Here is a 10,533-nt window from a genome sequence, read left to right as displayed (position 1 = left end):
GTCGGCCTCACCGGTGATGACCAACGCCGGGGGCAGCCCGGTCAGTTGCTCGGTGGTGGCGCGCAGCGGGGAGGCGGTGATCCGGGCGCGCTCGGACTCGTCGGTGGTGTACTGGTCCCAGAACCACTGCATGCCGTCGCGGCGCAGGAAGTAGCCGGTGGCGAACTGGTGGTAGGACGCCGTGTCGAAGGTGGCGTCGGTGACCGGGTAGAACAGCACCTGCTGGCGCAGCGGGATGCCGCCGCGTTCCTTGGCCATCAGGGTCAGCGCGGCGGTCATGTTGCCGCCGACGGAGTCACCGGCGACGGCGAGCCGGGAGCCGTCCAGGCCCTTGGAGGAGCCTTCTTCCACGACCCACTGGGCGACGGCGTAGTTCTGCTCGATGGCGACGGGGTAGCGGGCCTCGGGGGAGAGGTCGTACTCGGGGAAGACGACGGCGGCCTGGGCGCCGACGGCGAGTTCGCGTACGAGGCGGTCGTGGGTGTGGGCGTTGCCGAAGACCCAGCCGGCGCCGTGGATGTAGACGATGACGGGGAGGGTGCCGGTGGTGCCGGCGGGCTTGACGATGCGTGCCCGGACGCTGCCCGTGGGACCGCCCTGGACGGTGATCCACTCCTCGTCGACGGCGGGCTTGTCGATCTCGCCGGACTGGACCTCGTCGACGGCCTTGCGGCCCTCGGCGGGGGTCAGGTCGAAGAGGTAGGGCGGGTTGGCGGTCGCCGCCGCGAACTCGGCCGCGGCGGGTTCCAGCACCGGGGTCACCGGCGCCTGGGCATCAGACATGCGAATCTCCTGGCAATGCGTTAGGGGGCGCCGGTCGGTTCCGGCATACGAGCCGGATGGTTGTGCTGGGCACTCCGGCGCCGCTGAGCGCCACCGTAGAGCCGCTGTCCGCGCGGCGGTTGCCCGTCCGTGCACGCCTGACGTCCTCAAAGTGCACGAACGCCGCCCGCCGCACGCGAGTGCGCTGTGGGGACCATGCCAGTGCACGGACGGGACACACGGTGGTGTTCCCCCGGCCTAGCGTGAGGGCACAGCGGTCGCGGTCCGCCCATCGGCACGACGGCGGACTCTCGCGCCATCACCGCTTCTCTCACCCGCGTCTCTGATCTTTTTTCTCGTCGCCCCGCCCGTCGCCCTTCCCGGCCGCCGAGCGCCAGTGCGGCGGACATCCAGGGCGCCCACCACGGAGGAGGTCCCGCACACGTGTCTGCCATGCCGGTCGGCGGGCTGGTTCCCCAGGCCACCGACGATGCCGCGGAGCTGGTCGTCCGCAACGCCAGTATCCATACGGGGGACCCGCGCCGCCCGCATGCCGAGGCCCTCGCCGTGCGAGGCGGTGTCATCACGGTCGTCGGCGACGACAAGGACGTCGCCCCGCACGTCGGGCCCGCCACGAAGGTGGTGGACGCGCTCGGCCGGCGGATGATCCCAGGACTCAACGACGCCCATCTGCATGTGATCCGGGGCGGCCTCAACTACGTGCTGGAGCTGCGCTGGGACGGGGTCCGGACGCTCCGTCAGGCTCTGGCGATGCTGCGGGAACAGGCCGCGCGGACGCCGAAGGGCCAGTGGGTGCGGGTGGTCGGAGGCTGGTCGGCCGACCAGTTCGCCGAACGGCGGCTGCCGACCGTCGCCGAGCTGAACGCCGCCGCCCCCGACACCCCGGTGTTCGTCCTGCACCTGTACCAGTCGGCCGTCCTCAACCGGGCGGCGCTGCGGGCCGCCGGGTTCGACAAGGACACGCCCGACCCCAAGGGCGGACAGATCGTCCGCGGCCGGGACGGTGAACCGACGGGCATGCTGCTGGCCGCGCCCAGTGCCCTCATCCTCTACTCGACACTGGCCAAGGCGCCGGTTCTGGCGGGCGAGGACAAGAAGGTCTCGACCCGTCACTTCCTGCGCGAACTCAACCGGTTCGGTCTGACCTCCGCGATCGACGCCGCCGGCGGTTTCCAGAACTTCCCCGAGAACTACGGCACCGTCATCGAGCTGGCGAAGGCCGGTCAGCTGTCGCTGCGTATCGCCTACCACCTCTTCCCGCAGACCGCGGGTCAGGAGATAGCCGACCTCTCCCGCTGGATCGAGATGGCCCGCCCCGAGGACGGGGACGCGTGGCTGCGTCTCAACGGCGCGGGTGAGAACCTCACCTGGGCGGCGGCGGACTTCGAGAACTTCAGCCAGCCGCGCCCGGAACTCGGCGACTACGAGGGCGAGTTCGAGAAGGCCGTACGTCTCCTCATGGAGAACGGCTGGGGATTCCGGCTGCATGCCACGTACGACGAGACCATCCGCCGCGATCTCGCGGTCTTCGAGAAGCTGGCCGCCGAGGGGCTTTTCCCGGCCGGGAACCGCTGGTTGTTCGACCACGCGGAGACCGTGTCCGCGGAGAGCCTCGACCGTGTCGCCGCGCTCGGCGGTGCCATGTCCGTCCAGAACCGGCTGTACTTCCAGGGCGAGGCGTTCCTGCGCCGCTACGGCCCCGGAGCCGCCGCGGACGCCCCGCCCATCCGCGCCATGCTGGACCGCGGACTGACCGTGGCCGCCGGCACGGACGCCACCCGGGTCTCCACCTACAACCCCTGGGTCGCCCTGCACTGGCTGGTGAGCGGGCGCGACATCGGCGACCTCGTGCTCCGCTCCCCCGGCAACCGTGTCGACCGGGAGACCGCGCTGCGGATGTTCACCGTCGCCGGTGCCGAACTGACCGGCGAGGAGCAGGTCAAGGGCGTACTGCGGGCCGGGTGTTACGCGGACCTCGCGGTGCTGTCCGACGACTACTTCACCGTGCCGGAGCCGGAGATCGCGCACATCGAGTCGCTGCTCACGGTCACCGGCGGCCGGATCGTCTACGCCGCCCGCGAGTACGAGGGCCTCGACGAGGAGCTGCCGCCCGTCACCCCCGCCTGGAGCCCGGTGGCGCGCTTCGGCGGCTACCAGGCGTCCCGGCCGGCCGGGGTGCGCCAGGCGGAGTCCCTCGGCGAGGCCGTCGCGGAGTCGGAGCAGCACCGCGCGTGGCGCGCACGGCGCGGCCTGGCCTCCGGCGCCGCCGACATGCCGTTCGATCCCTGCTTCGTCCTCTGAGCGATCCCCGCTTCGTTCGCACCCACAGACCCCGTCCTCAGGACGGTCGTTGTCCGACGCGGACGTCCGTCCGCGCCGCTGCACATGAATGGAAAGGCACTCTCATGGTCGACATCGCCCAGGTCACCGCGTCCCCCAGCCCCGACCTGCTGACCCCGGACAACTGCGCGGTCCTGTTCGTGGACCACCAGCCGCAGATGTTCTTCGGCACCGGCAGCGGCGACCGGACCGCGATCATCAACGCCACCCTGGGTCTGGCCAAGGCCGCCAAGGTGTTCGACGTGCCGGTCGTGCTGAGCACCGTGGCCGCCGAGTCCTTCTCCGGGCCGATCCTGCCGCAGCTCGCGGACGTGTTCCCGGACCAGAAGATCATCGACCGCAGCACGATGAACGCCTGGGAGGACGCCGCGTTCGTCGAGGCGGTCAAGGCGACCGGCCGCAAGAAGCTCGTCATCGCCGGTCTGTGGACCGAGGTCTGCGTCGTCCTGCCGGCGCTCTCCGCCATCGCCCAGGGCTACGAGGTCTACGTCGTCACCGACGCGTCCGGCGGTGTCAGCCCGCAGGCCCACGAGCACGCCGTCCAGCGCATGATCCAGGGCGGCGCCGTCCCGGTCACCTGGGTGCAGGTGCTGCTGGAGCTCCAGCGTGACTGGGCCCGCGGCGAGACGTACGTGCCGGTGACGGAGGTCGTGAAGGAGCACGGCGGCGCCTACGGCCTCGGCCTGGTGTACGCCCAGACCTTCATCGGCGGCCACGCGGCCGGCTGACCCCTCCCCCAGCACAGCGATCAAGGACTGAGTCAGGAACAGGCAGGAAGAGATGGACGCGGGACTGCTGGTCCTCCGGGTGGTGGCGGGACTCCTCGTCGCCGGTCACGGAGTGCAGAAGGTGAGCTTCCGGCTCGGGGGCCACGGCTTGGCAGGCGGAACCGAGGAGTTCCGGCACGACGGGTTCCGAGGGGGCCGGCTGACCGCGGTCGTCGCGGGCGCCAGCCAGATCGGGGCCGGCCTGTTCCTGACCGCCGGTCTGCTCACGCCCCTGGCGGCGATGGCCGCCATGGGCGTGATGACGGTCGCGGGCACCGTCAAGTGGCCCAAGGGCCTGTGGGTGCAGAACGATGGCTACGAGTACCCCCTGGTCCTCGTGGTCGTCTCCGCGGCGCTGGCCCTCACGGGGCCCGGCGAGTGGTCCGTCGACCACGCGCTCGGCATCACGCCGTGGCCGGTGTGGGTCGCCCTCGCCGCGATCGTGATCGGCCCGGCGAGCGGGCTGCTGACCCGCCTGGTGCTGCACCGCACGCCCCTGGCATCGGAAGGAAAGACCTATGCGCAGCCTGTTGACTGACGCGGCCCGCACGCTGGTTCCGCCCAAGGGTGACCGGCATGGCCCGCTGCCTCCGCTGATGCTGACGCTGACCGTGGTCACCGGTCTGGTCGACGCGGTGAGCTATCTGGCGCTGGGCCACGTCTTCGTCGCCAACATGACGGGCAACGTGGTGTTCCTCGGCTTCGCGCTGGCAGGTGCCCAGACCCTGTCCGCGCTCGCCTCCGTCGTCGCGCTGGCGGCGTTCCTCGCCGGCGCGCTGAGCGGCGGCCGGCTGGGGACCCGGTTCGCGGGGCATCGGGGGAACCTGCTGAAGACGGCCACCGCAGCGCAGACGGTGCTGGTCGCGGTCACCGTGGTCGTCACGGCGGTCGCCGACGGCCGGGTCACCACCGGCGTCGAGTACACGCTGATCGTGTGCCTCGGGCTCGCCATGGGGCTCCAGAACGCGGTCGCCCGGCGCCTCGGCGTGCCGGACCTCACCACGACCGTGCTGACGTTGACCCTCACCGGTCTGGCCGCGGACTCGCCGGCGGCGGGCGGTGCGGCGCCGAGGCCCGGCCGCCGGATCCTGTCCGTGCTGGCCATGCTGCTCGGTGCCCTCGCCGGCGCGGAACTCGTCCTGCACGGCCACCTCGTGCTCACCCTGAGCGTGTGCCTGCTGCTCCTGGCGCTCACCTCCGTGGTGACCCACCGCCTGTCCGCCGACGGCGCCGCCTGGACCCGGCCGCCGTCCTGACGGCAAGCTTCGGCCCTGACGGAAGGCCATGGTCCTGACGGAAGGGCCGGAGTCCGGCCCGTTCATCCCCCGGCCTCCCGGTCGCCCCGCCCGGCGAAGTCCCGCCATTCGCTGGGCGACATCCCGTAGGTGGCGCGGAACACGCGGCTGAAGTGGGTGGGGCTCGGAAAGCCCCAGCGATGCGCGACCGCCGCGATGGTCGTGTTCCCCGCGGAACGGAGGGTGAGGGCACGCCGGCACTCGGCCAGCCGCCGGCGCTGGATCAGCCGGCCGACCGTCGTGCCCTCCTCCCGGAACAGCTTGTGCAGGTAGCGGACGGAGATGTGGTGGGCCCGGGCGATCGTCTCCGGCGACAGGTCCGTGTCGCTCAGCCGCAGGTCGATGAAGTCCAGGATGTCCGACAGCAGCGGCGCCCGGGTGTCCGGCTCCCGTCCCCGCGCCTGGTCGGCCAGATGCTCGCCGGCCAAGGTGGACAACAGGTTCACGGCGTTCCAGGCGAGCATGTCGCCGACCGGGGACCGGAACACCGCCGCGGTGTCGGCGAAGTCGGACAGGAACGGCGAGAGCAGGGCGCCCAGCCGGGTCGTCGGGGTGACCGGGGTGTGCGCGACGCGCGGCACGTCGGGCCGGGCGAGTCCGAGCAGTTCACGCGGGAGCAGGAACGCCTTCAGGCGGGCATTGCGCGGGAAGTCCAGCAGCGTGGGCTGGTGCACGTCGTAGAAGCAGATGTCCCCAGGGCCGAGTCGCACGTCCGTGGCGGCCTGCCGCGCGGCGGGGACGCCGCCGGTGTCGCGCAGCCCCACGAAGAGGTACTCGCCGCCCTCCCGGGCGATCAGCCGCCGGGGGCGTGCGGCGGGGCCCTGCGGTGCGTACGGCGGTCTCTCCCGGGGCAGGAGTGCTGGTGCCGCGTCCCTGACGACGATGTCCAAGCCCATGGGCATCCGCCGCACCCCGTTGTCCGGTGACGTGCCGACCGTTGATACGCCGACCGTGCGCCTGCCGATGAGGGACGTGTCTGTGAGGGACATGAACCACCCTTGCCTCCGGACTGTTGTCGCGTTTGAAGCGGCGGCGTCGGGGAATCCGGACCCGGCTCCGCTTCGCCCGGAGCGTAGGCCGGTGGATGTGCGAAAAGAGTGACAAGACAGTGACGGCGCGCTGCGCTGCCGGGCCACATCCCATGCGCTCACGGTCAACAGACGCGAGTCGGCGGCCCCTACTGTCCCGGGCATGAGCAGCGCATCCTCAACCTCCGCACCCGCCGCGACCGACTCCCCGTGGGCGCCGCTCGCGGCGCGCGTCTTCCGTGCCCTGTGGATCGCCCAGCTGGTCTCGAACATCGGCAGCTGGATGCAGACGGTGGGCGCGCAGTGGCTGCTGGTCGGACACGGTGCCGCGCTGGTGACGCTCGTGCAGACCGCCGCCGGCCTGCCCGTCGTCCTCCTGGCCCTGCCCGCCGGGGTGGTCGCCGACCGCTTCGACCGGCGCTCGGTGCTGCTGGCCGCGCAGTGCGCGATGCTCGCCGTGTCCGGTGCCCTGGCCGTGCTGGCGTTCCTGGACGCCCTGACGCCGACCGTGCTGCTCGTGCTCACGTTCCTGCTCGGGTGCGGCACCGCGCTGATGGGCCCGGCCTGGCAGGCGATCCAGCCCGAACTGGTGGAGCGCCGACGGCTCGGTCAGGCGGCGGCGCTGGGCGCGGTGAACATGAACCTGGCCCGTGCCGTCGGTCCGGCACTCGGCGGGGCGGTGGTCGCGGCGGCGGGCGCGGGCTGGGTCTTCGCCTTCAACGCGGCCTCCTACCTGGGCATCGCGGCCGTCCTCGTGGCGTGGCGGCGCCCGGGGCAGGCCGCCGCCACCCCGGGCGACGACGGCCTGCTGGCGGCCCTGTACGCCGGCCGCCGTTACGTGTGGAACGCACCCGGTGTCCGCCGGGTGCTGCTGCGCACGCTCCTGTTCATCCCGGGCGGGGCCGCGCTGTGGGCGCTGCTGCCCCTGACCGCGAGCCGCTTCCTCGGCCTTGGCTCCGGCGGATACGGGCTCCTGCTGGCGGCGGTGGGCGTGGGTGCCGTGGCGGGCGCGTTCGCGCTGCCGCGTGTCCGTGCCCTGCTGGGTGCCAACGGCACGCTCGCCGCCGGCGCCCTGGTGTTCGCCGGGGTGCTCGCCGTACTGGCGACGGTCCGCACACCCTGGCTGGTCACGGTCGCCCTGCTGCCGGCGGGCCTGGCCTGGATCGGGGTGCTGTCCACGCTCAACGCGGCCGTGCAGACACGGCTGCCCGGCTGGGTCAGGGCGCGTGGCCTCGCGGTGTATCTGCTGGTGTTCCAGGGCGGTCAGGCGCTCGCGGCGCCTCTGTGGGGCGCGGTGGCCGACTGGGCCGGGCTCAGCGCGTGCCTGCTGATCGCCGGGGCGGTGATGCTGCTCAGCGCCGCCAGTGTGCGCCGGTGGCCGCTGTACGACGCCGAGGGCATCAACCCCACGCCGTCCGACCACTGGCCTGCCCCTCCCCTGGTGTTCGAGCCGGGAGAGGCCGACGGCCCGGTCCTGGTCTCCGTCGTCTACCGCGTCCCCGAGGAGAACCGGGCCGCGTTCACGGACCGCATGCGCCAGGTCGCCCGTTCCCGGCGCCGTACGGGCGCCCTCTCCTGGGGCCTCTACCAGGACGGCAACGACCCGGAACGCTTCGTCGAGAACTACCTCGTCGGTTCCTGGGCGGAACACCGCGCCCAGCACCACGTCCGGTGGACGGCCACCGACCGCCGGCGCGAGGAGGAGGCTCGTGAGCTGCTCGCGCCGGGGACGGTGCCCGAGGTGACCCATGCCTTCGACACCGTGGCGGGGCCGGCCGTACCGGCCGGGTCCGGCCCCGCACTCGCCGGGTAGGGGGCGCGCCGGGTCAGGGGCGGGGGATGTTGCGGAGGTTGGCCCGGGCCAGGTGGACCATGCGGCCGACGCCCCCGCTCAGGACCGTCCGGCTCGCGGACAGGGCGAAGCCGGTGAGCTGCTCGGTGGTGATCTTCGGCGGCACGGCCAGCGCGGCGGAGTCGGTGACGACGTCGACGAGCGCGGGCCCGTCATGGGCGAACGCCTCCCGCAGCGCGTCCCGGACCTGACCGGGCTGCTCCACCCGGATGCCGCGCGCTCCGGCGGCCCTGGCGATGGCGGCGTAGTCGGCGTGCGGGTAGCTGGTGCCGTGCGGGGGCAGGCCGTCGACCATCATCTCCAGGTCGACCATGCCGAGGGAGGAGTTGTTGAAGACGACCACCTTGACCGGCAGGTCGTACTGGACGAGCGTGAGGAAGTCGCCCATGAGCATGGAGAACCCGCCGTCGCCGGAGAGCGAGACGACCTGCCGGCCACGGTCGAGGAACTGGGCGCCGATGGCCTGGGGCAGCGCGTTGGCCATGGAACCGTGCACGAAGGAGCCGAGGATGCGGCGGCGGCCGTTGGGCGTGAGGTAACGCGCCGCCCACACGCAGCACATGCCGGTGTCGACGGTGAACACGGCGTCGTCGGCGGCCTCTTCGTCGAGCACGGAGGCCACGTACTCGGGGTGGATCGGGGTGTGCCGGTCGACGTCGCGGGTGTAGGCGTGCACGGCGCCTTCGAGGGCGTGCGCGTGCCGCTCCAGCATCCGGTCGAGGAACCGGCGCGACTGCTTCTCCCGCACCGCGGGCGTCAGGCACCGCAGGGTCTCGCGTACGTCTCCCCAGACGGCGAAGTCGAGTTGGGTGCGCCGGCCCAGCCGCTCGGGCTGTACGTCGACCTGCACGGTGCGCACATGGCGGGGCAGGAAGTCGGTGTACGGGAAGTCGGTGCCGAGGAGGATGAGCAGGTCGCACTCGTGCATGGCCTCGTAGGCGGCGCCGTAGCCGAGCAGACCGGACATGCCGACGTCGTAGGGGTTGTCGTACTGGATGTGTTCCTTCCCGCGCAGGGCGTGGCCCACCGGGGCCTTGACCTTGCCGGCGAACTCCATCACCTCGGCGTGGGCTCCGGCGACGCCCCGGCCGCAGAACACCATGACGCGTTCGGCGCCGTCCACCAGTTCCGTGAGCCGGGTGATCTCCTGGTCGCTCGGGCGGATGGCGGGCAGGTCCAGGGGCATGGCGAGTTCGGGTGCCGCGTCCGGGGAGTCCTCGGCGGCGGTGTCGCCGGACAGCGCCACGACCGAGACCCCGCGCCGGCCCACGGCGTGCTGGATCGCCGTCTGCACCACGCGGGGCATCTGACGCGGTGAGGAGATCAGCTCCGAGTAGTGGCTGCACTCGGCGAACAGCCGGTCGGGGTGGGTCTCCTGGAAGTAGCCGGTGCCGATCTCGCCGCTGGGTATGTGGGCGGCCAGCGCGAGCACGGGTGCCATCGAGCGGTGGGCGTCGTACAGGCCGTTGATCAGATGGAGGTTGCCGGGTCCGCAGGACCCCGCGCACGCGGCCAGCCGCCCGGTGAGCTGGGCCTCCGCTCCGGCGGCGAACGCCGCGACCTCCTCGTGGCGGACCTGGATCCACTCGACGTCGGCGTGCCGCCGGACCGCGTCGACGACGGGATTCAGGCTGTCTCCGACCACGCCGTACATGCGGCGCACACCGGCGCGCGCCATGAGGTCGACGTATTGTTCGGCGATGGTCTGCTTGGCCATGGCACTCCTAGGGTTCGGGCCTTGCGGCACGACCCTCCGGGCGGGAGCACGGAGGGCCTGCCTCGCGCCCGGACCACGCTAGTGAGCGCGGACTGCCGCGGTTGTCCGTCCGCGCACGGGATCGGTTCCGGCAGCGCACCGGTCGGCGGCGGCGCCGGGGCGGTCCCCCGGTCGCGGCGAGGGCGCGGCGGTCTCCGGCGGCCTGCCAGTCCAGCAGGCGGGCCGCCAGGTCTCGCCTGGTCCCTGGGATCGTCAGCTGTGGGTCGCCGTGGTCAGCCCGGGGTCACCACGGCCGGCAGGGGATCGGTCACGGCGGTGACCTCGGCGGCCCCGTCCTCGGCCCGGTAGCGGTCCTCGCCGAGGACGACCGCCGGCGCCTCGCCGGGATGGCGCACCCGGTCCTTGACGAGCGTCGGCCACTCCCGGCACGCGGCGGCACGCGCCGCGGCGCAGTCCACGGACCGCAGCACGCCGTGGGCGGTCTTGCTTCTCACGCGTGCGGCGTCCACACACCCCGGCACATGGATATCGGCGACGTACCGGCCTTTCCCGGTGAGCAGCCGTTCGCCCTCGCGCCTTGTCCATCGCTCCACAACAACACCTCGTTCGTGCGTGTGCGGAAATCGACCGGGCGCCGGCCGTATCCGGCAGCGAACGTGTGCGGCATATTCGGCCCGTCGCTGGGGGGGGGGGGGGGGGGGGGGGGGGGGGGGGGGGGGGGGGGGGGGGGGGGGGGGGGGAGTGCACGTCG

The 10,533-nt window shown here is 72.6% G+C and carries 9 protein-coding genes; 5 read left to right on the top strand and 4 right to left on the bottom strand.

What is annotated here, in order from left to right; translation table 11 throughout:
- The coding region (locus tag ACZ4WH_RS43445; protein WP_468191715.1) for an alpha/beta hydrolase at nt 1–783 on the bottom strand (783 nt) is incomplete at its 3' end.
- A gap of 432 nt (nt 784–1,215) precedes the next feature.
- Here ACZ4WH_RS43445 and ACZ4WH_RS43440 point away from each other — a divergent pair.
- The 4 genes from ACZ4WH_RS43440 to ACZ4WH_RS43425 all read left to right on the top strand — a co-directional run bounded on the left by ACZ4WH_RS43440 (nt 1,216) and on the right by ACZ4WH_RS43425 (nt 5,146).
- Entirely contained in the window at nt 1,216–3,084 is a 1,869-nt protein-coding gene (locus ACZ4WH_RS43440) for an amidohydrolase (protein WP_468191717.1), read from the top strand.
- Nucleotides 3,085–3,188: 104 nt separating this feature from the next.
- On the top strand, nt 3,189–3,851 hold the full coding sequence (locus ACZ4WH_RS43435; protein WP_468191713.1) for a hydrolase: 663 nt from the start codon (nt 3,189–3,191) through the stop codon (nt 3,849–3,851).
- 52 nt (nt 3,852–3,903) lie between these two features.
- Nucleotides 3,904–4,428 (top strand): DoxX family protein, encoded by a 525-nt coding sequence (locus tag ACZ4WH_RS43430; protein ID WP_468191710.1) that lies wholly within the window; start codon nt 3,904–3,906, stop codon nt 4,426–4,428.
- A complete protein-coding gene (locus ACZ4WH_RS43425) occupies nt 4,409–5,146 on the top strand; it encodes a YoaK family protein (RefSeq protein ID WP_468191706.1) in 738 nt (245 codons plus the stop codon). Before ACZ4WH_RS43430 ends, ACZ4WH_RS43425 begins: the two co-directional genes overlap by 20 nt.
- Nucleotides 5,147–5,208: 62 nt before the next feature.
- Here ACZ4WH_RS43425 and ACZ4WH_RS43420 read toward each other — a convergent pair whose 3' ends face one another.
- Entirely contained in the window at nt 5,209–6,174 is a 966-nt protein-coding gene (locus tag ACZ4WH_RS43420) for an AraC family transcriptional regulator (RefSeq protein ID WP_468191704.1), read from the bottom strand.
- A gap of 202 nt (nt 6,175–6,376) precedes the next feature.
- Here ACZ4WH_RS43420 and ACZ4WH_RS43415 point away from each other — a divergent pair, with 202 nt between their 5' ends.
- Nucleotides 6,377–8,026 carry an MFS transporter gene (locus ACZ4WH_RS43415; protein WP_468191701.1) on the top strand — a complete coding sequence of 550 codons (1,650 nt, stop codon included), beginning with the start codon at nt 6,377–6,379 and terminating at the stop codon, nt 8,024–8,026.
- A gap of 13 nt (nt 8,027–8,039) precedes the next feature.
- On the opposite strand, the gene ACZ4WH_RS43410 is transcribed toward ACZ4WH_RS43415, so the two are convergent.
- Together ACZ4WH_RS43410 and ACZ4WH_RS43405 are read right to left on the bottom strand one after the other, a co-directional pair.
- On the bottom strand, nt 8,040–9,782 hold the full coding sequence (locus ACZ4WH_RS43410) for a pyruvate dehydrogenase (protein ID WP_468191698.1): 1,743 nt from the start codon (nt 9,780–9,782) through the stop codon (nt 8,040–8,042).
- A gap of 272 nt (nt 9,783–10,054) precedes the next feature.
- Nucleotides 10,055–10,276: a hypothetical protein gene (locus ACZ4WH_RS43405; RefSeq protein WP_468191696.1), complete on the bottom strand. Its 222-nt coding sequence runs from the start codon at nt 10,274–10,276 to the stop codon at nt 10,055–10,057.
- Between the last annotated feature and the right edge of the window lie 257 nt (nt 10,277–10,533).

The organism is Streptomyces sp. NPDC029138 (assembly GCF_055564375.1).
This window is presented reverse-complemented; position numbering and strand designations above follow the sequence as displayed.

Excerpts from the sequence above, each read along its gene's own strand:
- ACZ4WH_RS43415 (WP_468191701.1), top strand. The coding sequence starts at position 6,377 with ATGAGCAGCGCATCCTCAACCTCCGCACCCGCCGCGACCGACTCCCCG.
- ACZ4WH_RS43440 (WP_468191717.1), top strand. The coding sequence starts at position 1,216 with ATGCCGGTCGGCGGGCTGGTTCCCCAGGCCACCGACGATGCCGCGGAG.
- ACZ4WH_RS43420 (WP_468191704.1), bottom strand. The coding sequence starts at position 6,174 with ATGTCCCTCACAGACACGTCCCTCATCGGCAGGCGCACGGTCGGCGTA.
- ACZ4WH_RS43425 (WP_468191706.1), top strand. The coding sequence starts at position 4,409 with ATGCGCAGCCTGTTGACTGACGCGGCCCGCACGCTGGTTCCGCCCAAG.
- ACZ4WH_RS43410 (WP_468191698.1), bottom strand. The coding sequence starts at position 9,782 with ATGGCCAAGCAGACCATCGCCGAACAATACGTCGACCTCATGGCGCGC.
- ACZ4WH_RS43430 (WP_468191710.1), top strand. The coding sequence starts at position 3,904 with ATGGACGCGGGACTGCTGGTCCTCCGGGTGGTGGCGGGACTCCTCGTC.
- ACZ4WH_RS43435 (WP_468191713.1), top strand. The coding sequence starts at position 3,189 with ATGGTCGACATCGCCCAGGTCACCGCGTCCCCCAGCCCCGACCTGCTG.